At 72.6% G+C, this 23,743-nt stretch carries 11 protein-coding genes; 3 read left to right on the forward strand and 8 right to left on the reverse strand.

Going from position 1 to position 23,743, the window contains the following annotated elements; genetic code table 11:
* Window positions 1–941 precede the first annotated feature (941 nt).
* Window positions 942–3,098, reverse strand: a complete 2,157-nt coding sequence (locus tag AB0M59_RS21950) for a DUF6049 family protein (RefSeq protein ID WP_364617659.1) — start codon at window positions 3,096–3,098, stop codon at window positions 942–944.
* A complete protein-coding gene (locus AB0M59_RS21955) occupies window positions 3,095–3,649 on the reverse strand; it encodes an NUDIX hydrolase (RefSeq protein WP_364617661.1) in 555 nt (184 codons plus the stop codon). The genes AB0M59_RS21950 and AB0M59_RS21955 overlap by 4 nt, the downstream gene beginning before the upstream one ends.
* A gap of 99 nt (window positions 3,650–3,748) precedes the next feature.
* On the opposite strand from AB0M59_RS21955, the gene AB0M59_RS21960 reads away from it, so the two are divergent.
* The 3 genes from AB0M59_RS21960 to AB0M59_RS21970 all read left to right on the forward strand — a co-directional run bounded on the left by AB0M59_RS21960 (window position 3,749) and on the right by AB0M59_RS21970 (window position 7,595).
* On the forward strand, window positions 3,749–5,191 hold the full coding sequence (locus AB0M59_RS21960; RefSeq protein ID WP_364617663.1) for a CCA tRNA nucleotidyltransferase: 1,443 nt from the start codon (window positions 3,749–3,751) through the stop codon (window positions 5,189–5,191).
* A gap of 101 nt (window positions 5,192–5,292) precedes the next feature.
* Complete coding sequence (locus AB0M59_RS21965) at window positions 5,293–6,630, forward strand: ATP-binding protein (protein ID WP_364617665.1); 1,338 nt, start codon at window positions 5,293–5,295, stop codon at window positions 6,628–6,630.
* A gap of 113 nt (window positions 6,631–6,743) precedes the next feature.
* A complete protein-coding gene (locus AB0M59_RS21970; protein WP_364617667.1) occupies window positions 6,744–7,595 on the forward strand; it encodes a class I SAM-dependent methyltransferase in 852 nt (283 codons plus the stop codon).
* On the opposite strand, the gene AB0M59_RS21975 is transcribed toward AB0M59_RS21970, so the two are convergent.
* The 6 genes from AB0M59_RS21975 to AB0M59_RS22000 are packed head-to-tail and all read right to left on the reverse strand — an operon-like array spanning window position 7,582 to window position 23,732.
* Window positions 7,582–9,489: a TNT domain-containing protein gene (locus AB0M59_RS21975; RefSeq protein ID WP_364617669.1), complete on the reverse strand. Its 1,908-nt coding sequence runs from the start codon at window positions 9,487–9,489 to the stop codon at window positions 7,582–7,584. The two genes, AB0M59_RS21970 and AB0M59_RS21975, sit on opposite strands and share 14 nt — an antisense overlap.
* A gap of 36 nt (window positions 9,490–9,525) precedes the next feature.
* A complete protein-coding gene (locus AB0M59_RS21980; RefSeq protein ID WP_364617671.1) occupies window positions 9,526–12,363 on the reverse strand; it encodes an ADP-ribosylglycohydrolase family protein in 2,838 nt (945 codons plus the stop codon).
* Between the two features lie 16 nt (window positions 12,364–12,379).
* The gene (locus AB0M59_RS21985; RefSeq protein ID WP_364617673.1) at window positions 12,380–14,632 is read right to left on the reverse strand and encodes an ADP-ribosylglycohydrolase family protein; all 2,253 of its coding nucleotides are present in this window, start codon (window positions 14,630–14,632) and stop codon (window positions 12,380–12,382) included.
* The gene (locus AB0M59_RS21990) at window positions 14,633–16,048 is read right to left on the reverse strand and encodes a TNT domain-containing protein (protein WP_364617675.1); all 1,416 of its coding nucleotides are present in this window, start codon (window positions 16,046–16,048) and stop codon (window positions 14,633–14,635) included. It lies immediately after the preceding gene.
* The gene (locus AB0M59_RS21995) at window positions 16,045–16,479 is read right to left on the reverse strand and encodes a hypothetical protein (protein ID WP_364617677.1); all 435 of its coding nucleotides are present in this window, start codon (window positions 16,477–16,479) and stop codon (window positions 16,045–16,047) included. The genes AB0M59_RS21990 and AB0M59_RS21995 overlap by 4 nt, the downstream gene beginning before the upstream one ends.
* The gene (locus tag AB0M59_RS22000; RefSeq protein ID WP_364617679.1) at window positions 16,479–23,732 is read right to left on the reverse strand and encodes a toxin glutamine deamidase domain-containing protein; all 7,254 of its coding nucleotides are present in this window, start codon (window positions 23,730–23,732) and stop codon (window positions 16,479–16,481) included. Before AB0M59_RS22000 ends, AB0M59_RS21995 begins: the two co-directional genes overlap by 1 nt.
* Between the last annotated feature and the right edge of the window lie 11 nt (window positions 23,733–23,743).

A 23,743-nucleotide genomic window follows, 5' to 3' on the forward strand; every position in this document is an offset into this window, starting at 1 on the left:
GACCCGGCGGCTGACCCGGCGGTCCCGGGGGTACCGGCGGTCCCGGAAGCGGCGGCACGGGCTGGACCCGGGTGGGCGCCGGACCGCCGGCGGCGCGCGGCGGCTGCCCGCCACGCGGCGGGGGGCCTGGCGGGGGCTGCTGCGGAGGCGGGCCGGGAGGACCCGGCGGCGGGACGCGCCGAGGGGGGCGCTGCGGCTCGCGGGGCGGGACCTCGTCGTGGACGGGCCACGCGTCGTGCGGGGGCACGTCGTCGCGGACCGGCTGGCCGTCGTGCACGGGCACGTCGTCACGTGGCGGCCGTTGCTCGCGGATCAGGCCGTCGTCGCGGACGGGCCGGCCGTCGTGCGGGGGCACGTCGTCGCGCACCGGCCGCCCGTCGCGGACCGGCCTTCCGTCCCGGCGAGGTACGTCGTCGCGGACGGGCCTTCCCTCACGCACCCGTGCGTCGTCGCGAGGTGCTCGGCGGGGCGGGCCGTCCTCGTGGGCCGGCCGCCTCGGCGGGGCATCGTCGCGGGCGGGCCGCCGGGGCGGAGCGTCGTCGCGTGCGGGCCGGGGCCCGTCCTCACGCGCCGGTCGGCGGGGCGGGCCGTCCTCGCGAATGGGGCGACGGTCACGGACCGTCGCGTCCTCGGGAGCCGGCATCTGGCGGGTGTGGCCGTTGCGGGGCGGCTGGCGGCGGCCGCGCTCCGGGGGAGGCGGCGGCTGCTGGGGCGGCGGCTGGCGGCGGACCGGCTGCGACGCGCGCGGAGGCCCGTCACCCTGTTTCGGGGGCGGAGCGCCTTCGCGCCGAGGACGACTCGCACGCTCGGGTGGTAAGCCCGGCTCTCTCTCCAACGCGCGCCCAATCCTCGGTGCTCGGTCCGGTGCCCGCGGCCCGGTGCCGCGTATGTGCGGACCAAGGGTAATCGGGAACCGCGCAGAACACTCAAAGGCCGAGAGATCAGTCGACCAAGTCGCGACCCGTTCGGGCGTCCTTCACCCGTCGGTAGATGCGCCGGGAGGCGAGCAGAAGTAGGGCCACACCTGCGGCGACGGTCGCGATGATGGTGATCGCGCCGTACTCCGTCGACGTCAGCTCGAACCGCGCGGATGACCCGAGCGGGGTACCGGTGGGCGTGCTCAACGACACATCGACGCTGAAGCGCCCGGCCCGCAGCGCCTCCACCGGGAGGAAGTAGTTCCGGCCGCCGCCGGCCGGGAACGACCAGTCCCGCGCGTCGTCGGCGCGCAGGCCGGTGTTGTTGTTCAAGGTGAACCGGGCGTTGATCCCGACCGGCAGGTCGTTCACCACGTACACCGGCAGCGGCGAGTTGCCGGACGCGAGCGCGATGGTCTGCTGCGGCTGCCGGACGCTCACCCGGTCGCTGATGGCCCCGATCTCGGCCTGCGCGTTCGCGGCCGCCGCGTCGGCGGGCAGGCCCCGCCAGCCGGTGGAGGCACCGCGCAGCTCGGCCAGCCGGACCGGCGCGACGACGTCGTCCGGCTTCACCCGCTTGGTGGGGTCCAGCTGCATCGCGGACGCCATCCCGGTGGCCTGGTCGTCGAGCTTCGCCAGCGTCGAGACGAGGGTGGGGTCGATGGCCGCGTCCGGGTCCTGGCCGCCGTCGCCGACCGCGCCGGAAGCCGCCGGGTCGGCGGACAGCAGCGACGAAAGCGACTGCGCGGTGACCACCCCGGCGTTGAGGAAGTCGCCGACCTGCTGCAGGTACGCCGTGAGCTCGGCGGCCGGGGCGTCCCACCGCCGCGGCGGGGCGACCAGCAGGTGCGCCGGGCGCTCCTGCCCGGCCGGCAGGCCGAGCCCGGCCCGGAAGGCGAGCGCGCCGAGCCCGTTCTGACTGGAGATCGCCCGCTCGGTGTTCGCGGCGACGGTGACCGAGTCGGGCACGCTCGGCACGCCGGTCATGGCCGCGGAGATCAGCGAGTCGGTCGGCTGGGCCCGGACCGCGCTGCCCTGCACGGTGACCCCGCCGCCCGCGCCGGCGGGCGCGAGCTTCGCCGCGTCCGTCAGCACGGTCTTGACGCCGGCCTGGGTCAGGGCGGTGAGCACCGCTTCGTTGAGCGTGCCGTCCGGCCAGAGCACGCCGGTCTGCGGTGTGACACCGGCCAGCTGCTGGATCGTGGCGGCCGCCGCGGCCGCCTGGGCGACCAGGGCGGGATCGCCGGGACGGATCCGCGAGACGGTGTTGAGGTCGGCGTCGGCGAAGGGCAGCGCCACCGCGCACCGGCCGGTCAGCAGGGAGCGCAGCGAGGCCAGCCACGTCTTCGCGGTCTGGACGCCCTTGCCGTCGATGTTCCCGCTCTCGGTGTGCACCTGGTAGCCGCGGCTCATCGAGTCGACGGTGGCCAGCAAGTCCGGGTCGAGCGCGAAACACATCGACTTCGCGAGGCTCGAGTCGCCCTGCACGGCCGTGGACGCGGCCGTGACCAGCGCGTTCAGCCGGCCGTCGGGGCCGATCTCGTCGGCCAGCTTGTCGTCGCGCAGCACCAGCGGCTGGCCGTACGGCGCCGCGTAGACCTGCGGGACGCTGCTGGTCAGCGGCCAGAGCAGCGTCATGCTCGGCGCGCCCGCCGACGAGTGCCCGGCCGTCTTGCCCGGCCCGGCCAGCACCGGCATCAGCATGCTGACCGCGCCCAGCCGGGCGGGCCCGCCGAACTCCGGCGTGCCGTTGACGTTCACCAGCAGCGGGTAGACGCCGGGACGGCCGAACTGCGCCGCCTTCGTCCCGGTCAGGTTCACCGTGATGGTCAGCGGCGCGCTCTGCCCGGGCTCCAGCACGTCCGCGAGCGAGGTGAACTCGGTCAGCGGGGCGTCCTTGATGACGGCGCCCGAAAGCACGTCGTCGATCCCGCGCGACGTCGTCTGCCGGTCGCCGACCTGCAGCCGGACCTGCGGCCGGGTGACCTTCCGGTCGCCGGTGTTGGTCACCGTGCCGGCGACGGTCAGCGTCGTCGTCGAGGACGTGATGACGCGCGGGGCCAGCTGGGTCAGGTCGACGCGCAGGCGCGCGCCCGTCTCCGCCTGGGCCACCGTGGCTCCGGTGAGGGCGGGGACGGCCAGGAAGAGGACGGAAAGGAAGGCTGCGGCGAACCGCTTCACTCGGGGGCTCCCTCAGGGGCGTGCTCGTCTCGTCCGTGGACGTCCGGGCGCGCGAAAAGTTCCTTGAGCATCTGACTGGCCTTCCGGACGAGCTTGCGCTCGTCGGAGTAGGCGAGTTTGGTCTCCAGCTCGGCCAGCGGGACCCAGGCCACCTCGGTGACCTCGACGTCCTCGTCGGAAAGCTCGCCGCCGAGCGCTTCGAGCAGGAAGTGGTGGACGGTCTTGTGGATGCGCCGCCGCTCGGCCACGAACCAGTAGTCGATGGTGCCCAGTGGCTGCAGCACGCGCGCGGAGATGCCGGTTTCCTCCTTGACCTCGCGCACGGCCGTCTGTTCCACCGTCTCACCGTCCTCGATGTGGCCCTTGGGCAGCGACCACAGCAGTCTGCCGTGCCGGTCGAGCCGGCCGATCAGCACCGCCTGTTCGCGCTCGGCGTCCACCACGAGGCCACCGGCCGACGTCTCGTCGACCGTGGTCAGGCGCCTGCCGCGCTGACGCCTGCGCCGCCTGCGCGGCTTCGAGGCGCCGGGGCGGCCGGCTGATCCAGACATGCTGCGATGCTAGAGCAAACGGTTGCCCCGGTAGGCTGGCTCTCCGTGTCCTGTCCGGTGGTGCCTGTAGTAATCGCACCCGAACCCAGTGGGATTTTCGTGAACGACGTGGTCGCCAAGGAGAACGCGGTGGTGGAGCTGATGCGGCTCTCCCCCCTGGCGGACGAGCTGGCCGAGAGGTTCGCCCGGGCCGGGCATCGCCTGTACCTGGTCGGTGGGAGCGTGCGCGACGCGCTGCTCGGCCGGCGTTCCGGTGATCTCGACTTCACCACCGACGCGCGCCCGGACCGGGTGCTGAAGATCGTCAGCGAGTGGGGCGACGCGGTCTGGGACGTCGGCATCGCGTTCGGCACGGTCGGCGTGACCAAGAAGGGCATGCAGCTCGAGATCACGACGTTCCGCGCGGACAGCTACGACCGCGTCGGCCGCAACCCCGAGGTCACCTTCGGCGACAGCATCGAGGGCGACCTGCTCCGCCGCGACTTCACGGTCAACGCGATGGCCGTCGAGCTGGCGACGAAGACGTTCATCGACCCGCACGACGGGTTGAGCGCGCTGCGGGAGAAGGTCCTCGACACGCCGGCGACGCCGCAGGAGTCGTTCGCCGACGACCCGCTGCGGATGCTGCGGGCCGCCCGCTTCGCCGCCCAGCTCGGCTTCACCGCCGCGCCGCGGGTCATCGACGCGATGACGTCGATGGCGAGCGAGATCGACCGCATCACCGCCGAGCGCGTCCAGGCTGAGCTGTCGAAGCTGCTGCTCGCGGACGACCCGCGGCCGGGGCTGGAGCTGCTGGTCGACACCGGCCTCGGGGAACGCGTGCTGCCCGAGGTGCCCGGGATGCGGCTGGCGATCGACGAGCATCACCAGCACAAGGACGTCTACGAGCACTCGCTGACCGTGCTGGCCCAGGCGATCGACCTGGAGAAGTCGCACGAGCCGACGTCCGAGCCCGACCTGATCCTGCGGCTGGCGGCGCTGCTGCACGACGTCGGGAAGCCGGCGACGCGCGAGTTCCAGCCGGGCGGCGGCGTGAGCTTCCACCACCACGAGGTGGTCGGCGCGCGGATGGCCCGCAAACGTTTGCGCGCGCTGAAGTTCTCCAAGGAGATCATCGACGACGTCTCCCAGCTCGTGTTCCTCCACCTGCGGTTCCACGGCTACGGCAAGGGCGAGTGGACGGATTCGGCGGTCCGCCGGTACGTCACCGACGCCGGCCCGCTGCTGACCCGGCTGCACAAGCTCGTCCGCGCCGACTGCACCACGCGCAACCGCCGGAAGGCGGCCGCGCTGCAGGCGACCTACGACGACCTCGAGGCCCGCATCGCCACGCTCAAGGCCAAGGAGGACCTCGACCGCGTGCGGCCGGACCTCAACGGCGAGCAGATCATGGAGCTGCTCGGCCTGAAGCCGGGGCCGGACGTCGGCAAGGCGTGGAAGTTCCTCAAGGAGCTGCGCCTGGACCGCGGCCCGCTGGAGCACGACGACGCCGTCGCCGAGCTGAAGAAGTGGGCCGCAGAGCAGGAAATCGGAAACTTCTGACCAACTCACTGTGAATTCCGTGGAGGGCTGGACCTGACCGTCGCGGATCGGTGATACTCCCAACCTCGGTTCACCGACGTGACCAGGGGGTTGTCCGCGCGATGTCCACCGAAGCGCCCGACCCGCCGAAGCCGGCGACCGGGGGCAGCTTCTTCGTGGCACTGCTGCGGCAGGGCGCGCCCGCGATCGCGACGGCCACCAGCGAGCTCTCGGACGAGATCGGCGACCCGACCCCGATCCACGCGCTGAAGCGCATCTCGAGGATGGCCGGGCCGATCGACCCGAGCCGGCGCGACGGCCTGCTGCTGCGCGCCACCCGGTACGTCGTGCTCATCCCGCTGGCCTTCCGGCTGCTCGCCGTGCCCGGGCAGTTCGGCGTCTACGCCCTCCGGCACGGCGCGACCGGGCTGCTGCCGGTCGGGGTGTTCACCCTGCTCTCGGTCGTGGTGAACCTGCTCGGCTTCCGCTGGATGTTCCGCTCGGCGCCGTACCGCGGCCGGGACGCGGGGAAGATGCTGGCCGCCGACCTCGTCTTCACCGTGCTTTCGCCGCTGGTCCTCGCGCTGACCGTGCCGGCGGAGGGGTACTTCGACGCGCTGGCGGTCAGCGGCGTCCACCTCCTCGGCGAGGCCGGGCTGCTGACGCTCGCGCTCGGCGTCCCCAGCGGGCTCGTCTTCGGCCTCGCGAGCTTCCCGCTGCGGATGCTCGCGAACTGGATCAACACCGGCGGGTTCCGCGTCGGTGCCGCGTTCTCGACGTTCTCGGCGTTGCTCGCCGAGCTCTTCCTGGCCGCCGCCGCGCTGGTGCTGACCGGGCTCGGCACCCGGCTCGCCCTGGCGTACGGCACCCGCAACGGCCGGCTGGCCGAGCGCGCCCAGCAGCACCGGATGCTGCACGACACCGTGCTGCAGACCCTCGAGGCGATGGCGCTGTCCGGGACGTCGAACGCCGAAGAACGGCTGGTCGAGATCCAACGGCTCGCGCGGGCGCAGGCGATGGAGATCCGGCACACGATCGAAACGGCGGCGTCCGACCAGGCCGAGGCCGGTGCGCGGCCGCTGGGCGAGAAGCTCGCCGCGCTCGCCGCCGAGATGGCGCGCGACGGGCTGCGCGCCCAGCTCGTGGTGGCCGAGCTGGACGACGACACGCTGTCGGAGGTCCGGCAGATCGCCATCCGCGACGCCGTGCGCGAGGCGATGCGGAACACCATGAAGCACTCCGGGACCGACCGGGTCGTGGTGCGCGTCGAGGAGCGCGAGGGCGGGATCGCCGTGATCACCCGCGACCACGGCGCCGGCTTCAGCGCGGCCGACCACCCGGCGGGGTTCGGCATCAGCGAGTCGATCACCGCGCGGCTGGCCGAGGTCGGCGGGACGTCGCTGGTCGAATCGGGACTCGCCGGGGGCGGCACGCGGGTGACGTTGTGGGTGCCGTTCTGATATCTCCCGGCTACTGATCCGACCGAAAGCAGGCGGATACGGATCGCGGCTGACACGCCGAACCGACACGTTTCCGCCGTGGCTGCCGGCCGGATCAGTGGCATCGTCACAGCATGACCTCGATCGAGCTGCTCGCCGACGCCCTCGCCGCCTACCGCACCGGTGACCGCGACCAGGCCGCCGAACTCGCTGCCCAGGCGGGCCTCGCCGGCTCTTCGCTGGCCGGTGAACTGCGCACCTACCTCGCCGGCGACGGCCCGGCAGCGGTGTACGACCAGCCGGAGGCGTTCACGGCGTTCATCCGCGGCGGCGGCAACGTCGAGCTGTACCGCGCGCTGAGCGCCGCCCTCGCCGCCCGCTACGACAACGCGAAGCCGGAATCGCTGCTCGACCTGGGCTGCGGTGACGGCCTGGCGGTCGTGCCCGCGCTGGAGCAGGCCACGCACGTGCCGAGCCGGATCGACCTGGTCGAGCCGTCCGCCGCGCTGCTCGACGGCGTCCGGGAGCGGGTGCCGTCGGCGACGTGCTGGCAGTCGACCGCGCAGGACTTCCTGGCCCGGGACGACCTCGGCTGGGACTTTGTCCAGTCGACGTTCGCCCTGCAGTCCATCGAGCCGGAACAGCGCGCCGACGTGCTTCGCGCGCTTCAGCTGCGCACCGGGACGCTGGTGCTCGCCGAGTTCGACATCCCGGAGTACGTCGAAGGGTCGCCGGAGCACCTTCGCTCGCTCGTCGAGCGCTACGAGCGTGGAGTCGCCGAGTACGGCGAAGACGCGTCGCTGGTCGCGCAGGGTTTCCTGCTGCCGGTCCTGCTCGGGATCGTCGACGGCCACGAGCGCACGAACTGGGAGCACCCGGCCGCCGGCTGGGCCGAGCAGCTGGAGACGGCGGGCTTCACCGAGGTCGGCGTCGAACCGCTCGCCGACTACTGGTGGTCACCCGCCGTCCTCATCACTGCCTGCTGAGCGAGCCCGTCTCGAGGTGCTGGGCGAGCGGCCGCGGCAGCAGGTAGGCGACCGCGCCGCCCGGCATCGCGCTCCACGGTGCGGTCACGCCGGTCAGCACCCGCACCGCGCGCTGCACCCGGTAGAGCCGCTTCTCGCGTTCGCGTTCGAACGCCAGCGACGTCTCGACGAACCGCGAGCCTTCGGCGTGCACCAGGTTGCCGGTCTCCGGGCCGAAGCGGACGACCGTCGTGCCCGGCGGCAGCACGATCAGGCGCTTGCCGCGGTAGAAGTTCAACGGCGGTTCGCCGCGCATCGGCAGGATCGGCCAGTCGGCGGGCTGGTCGGACTCCTCCGCCGGCCGCGGCGGCAGCATCAGCAGCACGCCGAGGAGGAACCGGGCCGCGTCACCGAGCGAGGCGAACGCCACCGGCTCGTCGGCCGGCGGCCGCGAGACCTCCCAGCCGTTCTCGGCCCGCCGCAGTGTCCAGACGCCCTCGGCCGGGATTTCCTTGGCGCCGATCCGGTAGGCCGCGGCCGGCACGCCGTGCTCGGCGAGCCGCTGCTGGAGCAGCTCCAGCGTCTCCGCACCCCGCAGCTCCCGCACGTCTTCACCCCGCGCGACGCGGACGAGCGCGCGTTCGTCCGGCAGGTCCGCGGCCGTCTGCGGCGGCCGCGGCCGGCCGAGGACCTCCGCCTCCGCCGTCGCGCGGACGAGGTCGCCGACGAACGGCGGGCGGAACCCGGCCGCCCGGATGTGCTCGACCAGCTCCGGCTCCGGCGGCACCCCGTACTTGCGCAGGTAGTGCGGCACGGCGGCGGGCCAGATCCAAACGCCGTCGGTGTGGAAGGCGTTCGGGACGTCCGGCTTCGCGCCCGGCGCGCCGAAGATGTCCGGCAGCGGCGCCGGCCGGTGCAGCGCGACGGGCGCCCGGAACAGGTAGTCGAGCACGCCGCGGACCTGGTCCGGCGGCACCGGCGGCCGGTTGACCACCGGCCGTTCGCCCTCGGTGTGCGAGTCGGTGGCCCGGGCGAGCCGGAAGGTGACGTCCAGCGGCAGGCCGGCCTTCGCGGTCAGCCACGCCGGCACATGCTTCGGCGCTCGCGGGAAGTTCGCCAGCTCCAGCTCGTAGGCGGCGGTCGACGGCCGGCCGCCTTCGTTGGGCGGCACCCGCCAGGCCGGCTCGCGGTCGGCGTCGAAGTCGAAGTCGAACTGCGACTCCGCGTCGAGCGTGAAGGTGCCCTGGTACCAGGTGCCCACCTCCGGCTGGAACATCGCGGCCCGCAGCCGCGCGAAGAGCCCGCCGAGCCGCGGCACCGCCGGCAACGAGACCGACACGAGGCCGTCCTCGTCGCCGACCGCGCGGACCTCGATCTCGGAGTAGTCGCCGACCTGCCGGAACTGCGCGCCGACACGGGACCAGCCGCCGGGCACCGTGTGCAGCAGCGTCCGGCCGATGGCGCGCAGCAGCGCGTTCTGGTCGCCGGTGCCCGGCTGCGGCCGCGCCTCCGGCGTCTCGGTGAAGTCCAGCCGCGTCTGCCACAGCGCCGTGACCTGCTTCGCCGGCACCGTGACCGAGAAGTCGGTCAGGCCCAGCTGCGCCGCGCGGGCGGCGTCGTCCTTGACCCAGCGCAGGGTCAGCTCCGGTCGCGCGCCCGGCGCGACCTCGAAGACTTCGCCGTCGTACTCGCCGAAGGTGCGCAGCGTGAACGTCGCCGGCACCTCGCTCGCCGGCACGACCCGCGCCGGCCGGTCTTCGAACTCCTTGTCGAAGCCCTCCGGCGCCTCGTCCTCCGGCAGCACGGACAGCAGCACGGTGCCGTCCGTCGTCGAACGTTGCGCGCGGAACGTCCCCTCGCCCCACGTCGCGTACAGGCCGTCCGGGCGTTCGGCCACCTCTACCCGGTAACGCACGTTTCGTCCTCCCCTGACCCCAGTGACACCGGAAACCTAGTCGACCGGGTACCGAGCGAACCACCGGTCGTCGTCCGGCGCATCCGGGCCGAACTCGGTGAGCGCGTCGTCCGCCAGACCGACGATGACATCGCGGAGCTCCAGCTGCCCGAGCCAGCTCTGCCGCAGCGCTTCTTCGCCGTACATCGCGCCGACGAGATTGCCGCAGACCGAGCCGGTCGAGTCGCTGTCTCCGCTGTGGTTGACCGCCGCGAGCAACGCCGTGTCGGCGTCGGCGGTGGTCAGCGCGACGTACACGGACATCGACAACGCGGTCTCGCCGACGTTGCCCTGCCCGAGCGATTCCAGCTTTTCCGGCGTCGGCGGTCCTTGCTCCGCCAGCGCCAGGGCCGCCTCGAACGCCGCGCTCTGTTCTTCGTGACCCGGGTGCTTCACGAGTTCGTCCCGCGCGGCCGCGAGGGCGTCGAGCAGCGGTTTCCCGTGCAGCAGCCCGTGGACGAGCACCGCGAAGCAGCCCGAGGACAAATACCCGCTCGGGTGACCGTGGGTCAGCGCCGCGCTTGCGGCGCCGAGCCGGAACACCTCGGTGAGGTCGTCGGACCACAACGCGACCGGCGCCGCGCGCATCACGCCGCCGCAGCCCTTCGAGTTGTTCACCGGGCGTTCGATCGTGCCCCGGACGCCCGAGCGGCCGTACGCCTCCAGCTCGCCGAAGCAGGTCAGCCCCGGCGCACGGCGGCTGAACAGCTCCTGGTGGGTGACCAGCCATCCGTCGGGTGCTTCGACGTCCGACTGCGGTCCGCGTGCCCGCTCCCACGCGACACCCTGCGTGTGCAGCCAGCGCTGGTAGGCCATCTGCAGCGAGTGCACGACGTCCGCGGAGCCCGTCCGCCGCTGCTGGGCGTGCGCCCGGACCAGCGCTTCGAGCGTGAAGAGCGTCATCTGCGTGTCGTCGGTGATCCGGCCGACGCCGCCGTAAGCCGGGATGAAGTCGGTGATGCCGTCCGGTCCGGCGATCTCGCGGATCCGGTCGATCGAGTCGAACTCGGTCTTCGCGCCCAGCGCGTCGCCGATCGCCCCGGCCAGCAGGCTGCCCCGCAGTCGTGAGCGCAAGTCCGGTCCCTTCGGTTCCGTGGTGAAGCGTCCGCTGGGGTATCGGCGTTCCCAGCGCGGGTGTTCCGCGGTCTCCGTCTGGAGGCCGTTGCGGTTGAAGTACCAGAAGACGTCGCTGGCGACGTCGTCGAGCAGGCCGAGGTCCGGTAGGGCAGCGACCCACGCGGCGGGCAGGCCGGGGACGCCGGCCCGGGCGCCGACGAGCGCCCCGGCGACCGCGCCCGCGACCGGGCCGGACCGCGCGGCGAGCGTGATCGCCGCCGCCGGGTCGTGGCCGCGCTTGGCCGCGGCGAACAGCGCCCGGCCGAGCACCGACCGGACGCTCCGGCCGTCGCCGATGCTCTCCAGCTGGGTGACGTCGTCGGCGTCGCGGTCTTCGCGCAACGCCAGCGTCTCCTCGGCGAGTTCGCCGCCGATCTCCCGCAGCCGCAGGTGGACGGGCAGCGCGAACGTGTCGCGCGTGAGCAGGGCCTGGAACAGGGCAATCAGCAGCTCGACGCCCTCGGTCACCTCGGTTCCGGCGTCCCCGGTCAGCGCGCGGGCGACGTCCTTCGCGTACTGCTCGCCGTCGACGCCGTCGAGGGCGACCGCTCCCGCCGGCGTCGCGGCCAGCGCCGTGGCCAGCAACGTCGAGAGGTCGTCGGGCGCGGGACCCGCGCGTCGCGTCGCGACCGCCAGCCAGCCGACCGGGTCGGGATCCGGCAGCGTGGCCGGCACCTCGCCGGCCGGCACCGGCGGCAGGCCGCGCAGCACGATGTCGGTGTGGAACAGCAGGTGGCGTGTCAGCCCGCCCAGCGTGCCCGCGTCACCACTTCCCAGCGCGTCTCCGATCGCGAAGCCGACGTACGCGCCGACGATCCGGTGCCACGCGAAGCGCGCGGCCAGGGTGCCGAAGGCGGAGAACTTCCCGAACGTCCACGGCACCGGCCGCGGGCGCGCGTCCTCGTCGACGTGCGCGATCAGGCCGTTCGCGGCCAGGTCGGCTGGCCATTCCGGATCCTGGCCCGCGCGCCGCCGGACGCCGTTGCGGTACTGCCAGGCGAACCCGCGCAGGTACCGGACGCAGTCCTCGGGCGAGAGCTCGAAGTGGTGGTCGCGGGCGTGGTCGACGGCGTACCGCAGGTGCCGTTCCAGCAGGTCGGGCGGCTCGACGCCGAACTCCGCGACCAGCGCGGGAAGCGCCTCCGCGACCTCGGACCCGGCTTCCGGCGCGGGCTCGTCGAGCCGGGGCCGCCGTTCGACGGGGCCGGCGTCGCCCAGCTCGGCGGCGGTCAGGCTGCGCACCATCCCGGTGCCGGGGTCGAGTGTCAGCCCGGTCGACGGCCGGTCCGCCAGCAGTTCGCGGACCGTCACCCGCCACCGGTGCGGGTAGCGCCCGGGCACCTTCGCCGAGGAGCTGTAGGCGATGACTTCCCGGCCGTCCGGCACTGGGCGAACCACGGGTTCCCCCTCCGGCGTCGGCACCAGCACTTCGCAGTCGAGCAGCGCGGTCACGAACTCGGCGCGGCTGATCCAGTTCGCACCGAGGTAGCCGAGCAGCTTCTCGGCGTCGGTCGTCGGCACCGGGAAACCGCGCCAGACCGGGCCCGGGCGGTACTGCTCGTTGGCGCGGCGCGGGCCCGTCGGCTCCCCGAACAGCGTGTACTGCGCCCAGCCGCGGATGGCGCGCACCGGGAGGCCGAGGCCGGGAAACGCCTTCTCGTCGAACTCCGGATCGACGTCGGGCCGCCATTCGACGAAGCCCTCGTCGCTTTCAGTCATGCTCCCCATCCTCGCGTCAATGCCGCGGGTACCGCTCGATCCACTCGTCGCCGAGCGCGCTCAGCGCCGAGTGCCGGTCGAAGTGCCAGTAGGCGTCCGAAGCGACGTTCTCGACCAGGTAGCGCAGCTCCAGCTGGTCGACCCACTTCTGCGGCAGCCCGGGGATACCGGTGCGCGCGCCGAGCAGGGCGCCGGCGATCGCGCCGGTGAGCGCGCTCCGGCCGGAGTGGTTGACGGCCCGCAGCAACGCCTGCTCCGGGTAGTTCTCGAAGCCGGACAACGCGGCGAAGGCGCGTCCGAGAACCGAGAGCGTCGACTTGCCGTCGCCGATCAGCTCGGGCATCCGCAGGTCGGGCAGCCCGTGCTCGCCGAAGAACGGCACCGACTCGGCGACCATGTCCTTGATCGCCGTCCACTCCGGACCCTGCTGGTACTGGTTGTCCGGGTTGAGCACCTCGCGGCTGAGGTTCCAGATCGGGAAGCTGAACGCCTCCTTGGTCAGCGCGTGCTCGAACAGCCAGGTCAGGTAGGTCGCGGCAGCCAAGTCGGGCTCGGTCGGGTGGGTGACGCCGGCCAGGTCGCGCACCGCCTGGCGCGCACCGCCGCTCAACCCGCTCCCCGGACCGGCCATGGTCAGCGCCGCGGGCAGTGCCGGGATCAGCGCGGCCGGGCCGGTCATGGGGGGCGCGCCCCCGACAGTGTCTGACTTGGTCGCGAGCTGGTGGTACGAGTTCAGCTCGACGTCGTCGGCGTCGCGGCGGGCGTGCAGGTCCGCGACCTGCACGAGCCAGCCGTCCGCGTCCTCCAGCGGCGCGCCCTGCGTGCGCAGCCAGCGCTGCAGCGCGCCGCGGACCACCCCGGGGAAGAGCTGCTCGGCGTCGCGGGACTCGGGCTGCTCGCGGTGCGGGCTGCGGATCGCGGCCTCGGTGTAGAACAGCAGCCGCTGCGTCAGCGAGCCGATCCGGCCCGCCTGGTCGAACGCCGGCACCAGGTCGGTGACGCCTTCGATGCCGAACTTCGCGTGGATGTCGTGCAGCATCATCCGGTCGACGGCCGCGCCGAGGGCTTCACCGAGCGCGAAGCCGACGTACGCGCCCGTGACGCGCTGCCAGCCGTAGCGGAAGCCGTCGAGGTCCCGCTCGAAGTACTTGCCGAAGGTGTCGAGCCGCGGCGTCGCGCGGCCGGCGTTGTCGTACGTCGGCGCCAGGCCGTTCGCGCGCAGGTCGTTGGGCTTGCTGCGCGGCGGCTCCGGCATCTGCAGCCGCTTCAGCCACGACTCGCCGAGCACGGTTTTCGCGCACTCCTCGGCGGTCAGCTCGTACCCACGCCGCCGCGCCTTTTCGGCCGCGAGCAGCGGCGGCTTGACCGGGTCCGGCAGGCCCATCCGCGACGCCGTGTCGGCCGCGACGCGGATCAGGTCCTCCTCGGCCTCCGGGCAGCGGCCGTGCACGTCGATGCGCGGTTCGTGGCGCGGGAAGCGCTGGACGATCTCGGCGAGCTCGCCGCTGGAGACGTCCTCGATGGTCGTCGGGCCGCCGTTGATCACCAGGTTCGGCGGGTGCTCGAACTCGGCCAGCGTCGCGACGTCGACCTTCCACCAGCCGTGCTCGCGCGAGGGCAGGTGCCGGGTCGAGCTGAACACCTTCAGCTCGTTGCGCTCCTCGGCGAAGTAGAACCGGTCGGTCTTGCCGGTCTCCAGGTCGAGCGGGATGAACACCTCGCACCGGATCAGCCCGATGAGCAGCAGTTCCCGCGTCAGCCAGCCGACGCTGCCGAACGACAGCAGCGTCTCGAGGGTGTTGTCCGGCTTCGGGTAACCGCGGCGGATCGGCCCCGCCTTGTACTCGGGGTTCTCGCGCTCCTCGCCGGTCTGGTTGCCCTCGGCGTCGACCTTCACCCAGCCCGCGACGGCCTGCAGCGGCACGCCCAGCTCACCGAGCCCGGCCTTCACGTACTCGGGGTCGACGACCTCGCGCCAGTTCTCCTGGCCGGGGAACGCCACCGGCACGGACAGCCCGCCGGGGTGCGGGTGCGCCTGCCGCAGCTCGCCGTCCGGCTCGCGGACGACGACCGACGGCGGCGGGAAGATCTCCTTCTCCGGCCGTCCCTCGTCGAGGAACGCGATGGTGTTGTAGGGCACCGACCAGCCCTCGGGGATGCGCAGCACCTTCTCGGTGTCCACCCGGAGCCCGGCGGGACCGGAGACGTCCGGGCCGTGCACCGCACGCAGCCACTGGCCGACCTTGGCAATCGCTTCCGCCGCTTCCACCTACTCGATCCTCTCCAGGCTTCCGTCGGACTCGTGCTCGGCGATCGTCTTCGGCAGCACGAAGGCCACCGCACCACCCGGCAGGTTCGCCCACGGAACCGTGATGCCGGTGATCACGTGCAGAGGGCGTCTCAGCCGGTAGCTCCGCCGTTGCCGCTCACGTTCCAGCGGCAGCGACGTCGTGGCGAACCGTACCTCGCCGTGGTGAACGAGATTGCCGGGTTCCTCGCCGAAGCGCAGAACGACCGTACCCGCCACCAGCCGGGTGATGCGCTTGTTGCGGAGCAGGGTGAGGGGAGGCTCACCCGGAGCCGGGTGGACCGGCCAGTCGTCGAGTTCCTTGGCGGTTTCCAGCGGGGTTTCGTGCCCGGCCGTCATCCGCGCGGGGTGCAGCAACAACGCCCCGAGCAGCTGCTGGGCGGCGTCTTCGAGCCGCTCGAAGTACTTCGGCTCGCGGGGTTCCCCGCCGGTGTACGCGGCGACTTCCCAGCCCTCCGGAGTGAAGTTCAGGCACCACGTGCCGTCGGCCCGCCCGCCGACGCGGTAGGCCTCCGGCCAGACGCCGTGCTCGCCGAGTCTCTGAACCAGCACGATCAGCAGTTCTTCGTCGCCGAGCTGGGGGTCCGGCGTGGTCTCCAGCTCCGCGGCGACGTCACCGCTCGTCTTCTTGACGTCCGCGCGGCTCGGCTTCGGCCGCGGCTTGCCCAGCAGGTCGGCCTCGGCGGTCCGGCGCACCAGCGGCTCGACGTACGGCGGCTGGAAGTGGTGCCGCCGGATGTGCGCGACGAGGTCCGGCTCCGGCGGGATGCCCTGCTCCGCCAGCTGGTCGGCCACCGACGACGGCCAGATCCAGGCGCCGTCGGTGTGGAAGCGCACGTCGCCGTCTTCGTGGACGACGGCTTCCCGCTCGAGGTACTGCAGCACGAGCGGCACCTCGGTGTCGGTCAGCGGCGGCCGCTCGACGTCCGGGCCGCCGGCCTCGGCGTGCCGGAACACCACACCGAGCGGCAGCTGAGCGCGCAGCCGCCACCAGTCGGGGATGTGCTCGTCGGCGCGCGGGAACGCGGCGAGCTCCGCCGGGTAGGCGGCCGAGGGCGGCGCGTCCGTCCACACCGGATCGTCGTCGAGCGCGAAGTCGAAGTCGAAGGTGCCGTCCGGGGTGAGCGTGAACCGCGCCTGCAGCCAGGCGCCGCGGTCCTCGGCGTACATCCCCTTGCGCAGCTCGGTGAACAGCTCGGCGACGGCGTCGGACGTCGTCGCGTTGTGGCCCTGGAGTTCGGTGTGCGTCCCGACCTGCCGGAAGTCGACGGCGGCGGGCCCGGTGGGGTCGGTCCGGAGCTCGCGGACGAGCTTTCCCAGCTGCACCAAGAGAGTGCGCTGGTCTTCGGGCGAAAGTCGATGTTCCACGTGAATCATCGCTCGAACACCGAGCTGAAGGTGAAGGTCGGGGCTTCGCCGGCGTCGCGGCGGGCGAACTCGTCCTCCCACATCTTGAAGGTGCGCCGGTACAGCGACTCGATCAAGGCGCGTTCCTCCTTGGTGATCCGGCGGTTCTCCTCTTCCGCGCCGGCCCAGATCGCGTCGATGGTCTGGTAGAGCGCGAAGATCGGCCCGTCGCCGCGGAGGTAGTTGTGCCGCTCCTCCTCGGTCCGGCGCATGAACCGCTCGCGATCGAGACTCCGGATGTCCGGCCCGTGGTCGAACAGCACGTCGATGACGTGCTCGTTGTCTTCGTCGAACCGGCCGGTCTCCCAGTTGAGGATGCGGCCGGTGAGCCCGCCGTCAGGCGTGCTGTCGATCATGAACGCGTGGTTGTAGTACTCGAAGTAGGACGGCGTCTGGACCATTAGAGACTCCCCTGCAGCGCGTCCCAGAACAGCTCACGTTCGCGCTTGACCAGCCCGTCGATCAGGGCCTGTTCTTCGTCGGTGTACGGCCGGTCTTCGGCCTTCTTGAGTGCCTTGAGGTCACGTCTCACCTCGTACAGCGAGTGCTCGTACGCCGAGACGTCGTCCAGCGCCTTCAAGTGGAGACGCAGCTCGGCGACGTGCCCGTCGATGCGCACGCTCATCTGCAGGTCGCGGTAGCCCGCCGGAGCGGGATTCGCGAAGCGGTCGTCGAAGTCGACGATCTCCAGGCCGGGGTGCTCCGCGATCCGCGCCAACGCGGCGTAGGCGTCCTGCACGCGCTCGAACTGGATCATCGCGCCCGCGAGGTCGACCAGCCTCGACGCGTCGCCGTTGTAATTGGTGTTGATCTTGTCCATTGCCCGGCCTTCAGACTTCGGCCCGGGCCGGAACCCCGCGTGGCCGCCGGTCTCCTCCGCCAGGGGCGGCAGGATCTCCTTCAGCTTGAGGTCCACCTGGGCCGCTTCCCGGTAGCGCTCGGCGAGGTACTCCCGCGTGTAAGCCTCGTCCCCGCGCTTGCTCTGGTCGAACGGTGTCTGCTTGCGGTGCGCGTTCGGGTGCTCCCTCGCCTCGTCGAGTACATCCCGCGACGTCTCGGCCTGCTCCGGCGTGAGCGGCGTCGGGTCGGCGTCCGGACCCACCGGTTCCGCGTCCGGGTCCGGGTGGTGCACCTCGTGCACGGCGTCGGCCAGGATCGGGATGGCCTCGTCGTGCACCAGGAGACTCGCGATCGTCTCCGGCTTGCGCAGCAGCGAGCGCGTCAGGAACTCGTTGGCCGGGTCGTGGAGCAGGTCCACCAACTCCGGGTGCTCGGCCAGCCGTGTCCGGACGAACTCGCCGATCGGCCCGAGGTTCTGCGGGTTGCCTTCGTGGTCCTTGACGATGAGGTCGTTCGTCGCGCCGTCGAGCGCTTCGGCGACCCGCGGCTGGGCGAGCAGCTCGTCGAGCCGGGACTGCGGCGCGCTGCCGTAGCCGCCGTGCTCGGTGGTCTCGGCGTGCTCGCTCTGGACGTGCGCCTCGTCCGGCGTGCCGACGTGCATCAGCTTGATGCCCTTCGGCGGCTGCGGCAGGTGCATGAGGTCGCCGGACTGCGGGTCGATGAACGCGACGCCGTCGCGGGTGTGCACGACCATCGCGACGTGCCCGTACTCGACGCCGTTCGGGCCCTCGTACTTCACCGCGACCACGGCGTGGTGGTCGAGCGGCTTGTCCCGCATCTCGCGGATGACGTCGTCGTAGCTGCCGCGCTCGGAGAACGTCTCGCCGAACCGGCCCTCGAGGTGCTCGAGCGTGCCGCGCGTGCCCATCTCGTGGAAGAGGATCGGCTCGGCCGTCATGTCCCCGCCACGCAACCGGTCCATGTAGGCCTCGGGCGCGCGGGTGCAGTTGGACATGTACCCGTTCTCCAGCGCACCCGGCTGGTGGAAGCCCGGGTTGACCTCGCGCAGGTGCGGGTGCCGGTCCTGGACGTAGGCCGCGCGCTCTGCCGGCGTCGCCGCGCCGGCGTGGATGGCCGGCTCGGACGGCGGGTTCGTCGCCCGCGCCAGGTGTCCGTAGTCCGGCTGGGGCTCGTGGACGACGGGGGACTCGACGTGGCTGTTGAGGACGTCGCTGACCTTGGGGTGTTCCGGCTGGTGGTGCTGCTCGGGCTCGCCGAAGCCGCCGAGCCGTTCCATCAGCGCGGCCTGCTTGCGCCGTTCGAACTCGGCCGCGTTGTGGTCGTTCTCGGCGCGGCGCTCGGCCATCTTCTGCTGCGCGGCCTCGGGGTCGAGGTAGCGCGGGTGGCCGGGGCCGATCTCCTCGGCCTCGATGACCCACTTGCGGCGGCCCTCGGGCGTGATTTCCAGCCGTCGCTCGTGCACCAGCAACTGCGTGCCGGGCGGCGACAGCGACTCACGCTCGGACGGGTTCTCGGCGAGCTTCGAGATGTCGCGGAGGTTGTCCGACCGGACGTGCAGCTCGACGTCGTCGCCGAACTTGCTGCTCGAGAACTCATCGGTCTTGATGGACGCGCTGGAGAAGGAGGGCTCGACGACCACGTCACCGGGGTTGTACGGCCCGGCGACGAGCTCGGCCAGCCGCGGGTCACCGCCGACCTCGAAGGCGCGGATGGTCTCGCCGGACGTGCGCGGGACCTGGTTGAGACCGTCGGTGATGGCGCGGGCGTTCGCCTGCGCGAGGTCGAAGCCGGGGTGGCCAGGGCCGCGGCGCAGCGCCTCGTTGACGTCGTAGGCGTACTCGCCGCGGGTGTAGCCGTGCACCGCGACGGCGCCGTCGTCGGTCAGGCGCAACCCGGCGGCGTCCCGGCGGGCGAGCGCGCGGTCGTGGATGTCCTGGTAGATGCCCTCGTCGCCGACTGCGCGGCGGATGCTCTCGTGGTCGGCCGGGGTCCCGCGGTGGTCGTCGTCGAAGAGGTAGCCCTCGTCGTGCGGCAGCCGTTCGGGCGCAGGGCCGAGGCGGTCGGCGATCGTCGGCGTTTCGTGCTGGCCGAGGGGTAGTTCGCGGATCCCGGTGGCGTCGTGCGGCAGCTCGGCGAGCCGTCCGGTGACGGGGTCGGCGAACAGGACCCCGTGGTCGGTGTGCACGGCGGCGACCAGCCGCTCTTCGCCGGCGTGCTCGAAGGCGACGGCGGTCCGCGCGCCGACTGGACGTTCCCCGAGGTCGCGCGCGACGTCGTCGAAGCTGCCCCGGCTGCTCCACTGCCCGTCGAGGCTTTCGCCCCGGGCAGGCCCGGCGACGACGTCCTCACCGTTCATCCGCCGGTCGAAGGCGGTCATCGACTCGGCGGAGTTGGTCCGGTAGCCGTGTTCGCCCGGGCTGTAGTGGTTGCGGGTGTTGACGGCGGCGAGTTCGGGAACGGCGTCGCGCACGAGTCGCGCGTGTTGCTGCGGAGTCTCGACGGACCCGGCGTGGAGCACGGGCGGGCCACCCGGCGTCAGCGGTTCGGCGAGCCGGGACCAGCCGCCTTCGGGTGCGTTCGTGGCGGGCGCGCGCTTCTCGGGCGGAGGCGGCGCGTCTTCGTCCCCGCCGAGCAGTTTGAACAGGTCACCGGTCGGCTTGAGGTGCGGGTACTCGGCGTAGAACTGGGCGTCCTTCTCGGCCTGTTCCCGCTCGAAGCGTTCCTCATCGGCGCGTTCGGCGGCACGGCGTTCGTTGATCGCGTCCCGGGTATCACTGCGGTACCGCGGATCCCCCGGCGCGATCTCCTCGGCGTGCACGATCCACTGCGGCTGGTCCCGGGCGCCGGGGCGGTTCTCGAAGCCGGGGTGCTCGGGGTGGCCGGGCCCCTTCTCGACCCCGGTGATCTCGAACTGCGACCCGGCCTTGAACAGCACCTCGCGCTCGCGCCCGATGCTGGCCATGGACTCGACGTCCCGCCCGGTCCGGGACTCGATCCGCATCTCGACCTCACCGGCGAAGGTGCTGCGCGGATGCGCCGCGTCGACCTTCGACGAGCTGAGGAAGGAGGGCTCGGTGATGTGCGCGCCCTCGTGGAACCGCCCGAGGAAGGCCTGGAGTCGCGAGGGGTCCCCGTGGAAATCGACCCGCCGCGAGACGGTGCCGACGTGCGGCGGCATCTCGTTGAGACCGGAGACGAGCGCCCCGGCTTGAGGCGCGAGGTCGAGGAGTTCGGGACCCCCGAGCCGGAGGGCCCGGTTGAGCGGCCCGACCATCTCGTGCCGCGTGTAGGCGTGCACGGCGAAGGCGCCGTCGTCGGACATGCCGGGGTGGAACTGGTCCCGCCTGGCGAGCGCCTCGCGGTGGACCTGCTCGTGGCGCCACTCGCCGGTCTCCGAGCTTTGCCGCCCGGAGTCCATGAAGGTGTCCTCGATCCGCGTGATGCCGGCGGGGTCCTGGGTGTGGAACCCGGGATCGTCGAGGTAGGGCTCGTCGGCCTGCCCGGCGGGCTCTTGCCCGCTGACGTGCTCCTCAGCCGCCGCCGGCTCGGCGTCGTCGGTGTGCTCCTGAGCCGGGTCAGCGGCTTGCTCGGCGTCGGGTCGCTCGTCCGTCGGCGGTTCCTGCGGCGCGGCTTGCTCAGCAGGCCGTTCAGGCGCATTCCGCGCGGCCGGTTGCTCGGCTGCGGGCGGTTCGGCGGCCCGGCCTCCCACGGGCGTTCGCTCTGCCGGGCGTCCTTGCTCGCCGACCGGTTCTGTCGGCCGGTTCTGGGCCTGTCCGGCCGCGGGTGGCTGCTGCTCGACCGGCCGTTCCTGAACCGGGGCGTGCTCGGCGGGCTGCTCGACGGGACGCGGCTGGTCGACGGGACCTTGCGGACCACGAGGCAGGTGGTCCTGCGGCGGACCGAACCGCGGCGGCGGAACCTGCGGCGGCCCCACCGGACGCGCCGGACCCAGCCGCGGATCGTGCGGCGGCATCGGCGGACGGCCGGTCGGCGGTGGCGGCATCGGCGGCCGCCCGCCCGGATGCGGACCCGGCCCCTGCGGCCCCCGCGGCTGGTTCGGGTACCCCGCGGGACGCTGCCCCCCAGGCATCCCCGGATGCGGCGGCCCACCCTGCGGCCCCACCGGCGACCGCGGCGGCATCCGCCGCGGATCGTTCGAAGGCAGCCCACCCTGCGGCGGCTGCCCTCGGTAAGAAGGATGCCCACCCTGCGGCGGCTGCCCACCCGGAGACGGCTGCCCACCCGGCGGCTGCGCACCGCGAGGCGACTGTCCACCGTGCGGCGGCAACCCACTCTGCGGCGGCAACCCACCGTGTGCCGGCAACCCACTCTGCGGCGGCAACCCACCCTGCGGCGCCTGGCCTCCCGGCGGCCGTTGGCCACCGTGAAGCGGTTGCCCACCCTGCGGTTGGCCGTTCTGAGGTTGGCCACCGTGCGGTAGCTGCCCGCTCTGCGGCTGAATACCGTGTGGTGGCTGGCCACCCTGTGACTGCCCGCCGAACTGCTGGCCGCCGTGGGGCTGCCCACCCTGCGGCAGCTGGCCGCTCGGCGGCTGAACACCGTGCGGTGACTGTCCACCTTGCGGCTGCCGCCCACCCTGCGGCATCGGCGCTTGCCCACGCATCGGCTGACCACCGGGCGGCATCCGGCGCGGGTCCTGCGGCGGAGTCCGTCGCGGCTGCTCGTGCGATGGCTGGCCGCCGCGGGGGGGCAGCGGGGTCTGCGGTGCCTGGCCACCCGCACGTCCCGGACCACCGCCGCCGTTCGGCATTCCGCCTGGTGGGGGTGGCGCGAACCCGCCCTGGGATGGGCCGCCCTGCTGTGGCGACGGTCCGTTCTGGAACGGCGCCGTCCCCCCATCGGCCGCGAATGGCTGGTTCGTGCCGCCGGTGAAGCCGGCCGCTCCGACATTGTCCTGTGGGCGTCCGCCGGTCTGGCGGCCGGCTTCCGGCGGTGCCATGCCATAGCCGCCGTTCGACGGCGCCGGACTGTGCGACGAGACCGGCGGCGCAGCCGACCCGCCCGGTGACGCCGGCATCCCACCCGTCGAAGGCGCGGATCCGCCCACCGGCTGACTCGGAGCCGGGGGCTGTTGCTGCGGTGCCGGACTGTCCGCGGCCCGCGCTTCGGCCTGCTGCCGGGGCGCCGGGCTGTCGGCCGCCGCCCTGACCTCGGGCTGCTGCGGACGTTCTGCCTGCTGGACGTGGTCAGCACTCGGACGCGGCCCATCAGACTGCCGGGGTGGCTCGACGGACCGGTGTTCCGGCTGCTGACCAGGCGCACTATCCGCGCGTTGCTCGGGTTCGCGACGGCTCTCCGGCTCGGACGACGCCTCGCGCCGCGGCTCCTCGCCGCGCGACTCCGGTTCGGACGACGGCTCTCGCGAAGGCTCTTCACCGCGGGGCTCGGGTCCCGACGACGGCTCCTCGCCCCGCGACTCGGGCTCGGACGACGGCTCCCGCGAAGATTGTTCGCCCCGCGACTCCGGCTCAGTCGACGGCTCCCGCGAAGGTTCCTCACCCCGCGACTCCGGCTCGCTTCGCGACTCGGACTCACCGCGCGACTCAGGCTCACCCCGCGACTCGGGCTCACCTGCCGACTCAGGCTCACCGCGCGACTCAGGGCCGCCCCGCGACGCAGACTCGCCCTGCGACTCAGGCCCACCCCGCGACTCGGGCTCGCTCGGCGACTCAGACTCGCTCCGCGACTCAGCCCCACCCCGCGACTCAGGCCCCGACCCCGAACCCGGCTCCTCCTCCGACCCACCCCCGGACCGCGACTCCCCCGACCCACCGGAGTCCCCATCCCCGGACCCCCCACCCGGCTCCCGAGGAATGTTCGCCTCGTGAACCGAATGCATCTGGTCCTTGGCGCCCCCGACAGCACCCCCCACCGCCCCACTGGAAGCCCCGGTCAGCAACTGCTCCGGCGTCAGCGACCCCAAATCCCCGGTGACCGCCGCCTGCCCAACGGTCTGCGCGACCCCCTCGACAGCCCCCCGAGCCCCCGCTCGCATCGCCGCATCGGCGACCTGCCCACCAGCAGAGTGCGAAAGCCCCTCGGTCGCCCCGCGCCCGATGGACCCGGAAGCCGCGCCGACCACACCGCCGACCGCACCCGAGATCGCCGCGTCCGAAGTCTTCGACCAGTCCCAGCTCTGACGATCGCCCTTGGCCATCTGCAGGCCTTGGATACCCGCGTCCATCCCCAGGTTGATGGCCTCGTTCTTGAGGATCTCCATGCCGATCTTCTTGAGACCCTGCTTGAGCAGCTTCTCCAGCAGTTCCTTCGCGACCTGCTTGAACCCCTGCTGCGCCAGCTTCTCAAGGAGCTGCCGGAACAGCATCTGCACGGTCATCCGCGTCGCGACCTGGGCCGGCGCGATGCCCGCCGTCGAGCCGCCGAACGTCACGGCCGCCGCCGCGATCATCGCCGCGATCTGGGCTGCCAGCACGATCAGGGAGATGATGATCATGTACTTCGTGTACTCGACGTCCAGCGCCGTCTGGTCGCACGAATCCCCGAGGGCCTTGGTGGCGTCGGTCAGCTGCTTGAAGTACGCCTCGTCGCCGTCGACGAACTTCTTCCACTGCTCGACGAACGCGTCGGCGCCGTCGCCGGTCCAGTTGTCGCGGATGCCGGACGCTGCCTGGTTACCGGCCTCCGATGCCGGGGCGATGGCCGCGGACGCCGCGTGCCATGCGTCCCTCAACAAGCGCAGCTTGGTTTCGTCGCCCTCGGGCCAGCTCTCCCCGACGACGATCGGCAGCAGCCACTTGACCGCGTCGGGCATCTCCATACCCA

Origin of the sequence: Amycolatopsis sp. NPDC051371, assembly GCF_040682155.1 — a bacterium.
Taxonomy (GTDB): domain Bacteria; phylum Actinomycetota; class Actinomycetes; order Mycobacteriales; family Pseudonocardiaceae; genus Amycolatopsis.

What these genes read in the sequence shown, in the direction of transcription:
- AB0M59_RS21955 (WP_364617661.1), bottom strand. Translation starts at nt 3,649, where the DNA reads ATGTCTGGATCAGCCGGCCGCCCCGGCGCCTCGAAGCCGCGCAGGCGG.
- AB0M59_RS21980 (WP_364617671.1), bottom strand. Translation starts at nt 12,363, where the DNA reads ATGACTGAAAGCGACGAGGGCTTCGTCGAATGGCGGCCCGACGTCGAT.
- AB0M59_RS21970 (WP_364617667.1), top strand. Translation starts at nt 6,744, where the DNA reads ATGACCTCGATCGAGCTGCTCGCCGACGCCCTCGCCGCCTACCGCACC.
- AB0M59_RS21965 (WP_364617665.1), top strand. Translation starts at nt 5,293, where the DNA reads ATGTCCACCGAAGCGCCCGACCCGCCGAAGCCGGCGACCGGGGGCAGC.
- AB0M59_RS21990 (WP_364617675.1), bottom strand. Translation starts at nt 16,048, where the DNA reads ATGATTCACGTGGAACATCGACTTTCGCCCGAAGACCAGCGCACTCTC.
- AB0M59_RS21995 (WP_364617677.1), bottom strand. Translation starts at nt 16,479, where the DNA reads ATGGTCCAGACGCCGTCCTACTTCGAGTACTACAACCACGCGTTCATG.
- AB0M59_RS22000 (WP_364617679.1), bottom strand. Translation starts at nt 23,732, where the DNA reads ATGCCCGACGCGGTCAAGTGGCTGCTGCCGATCGTCGTCGGGGAGAGC.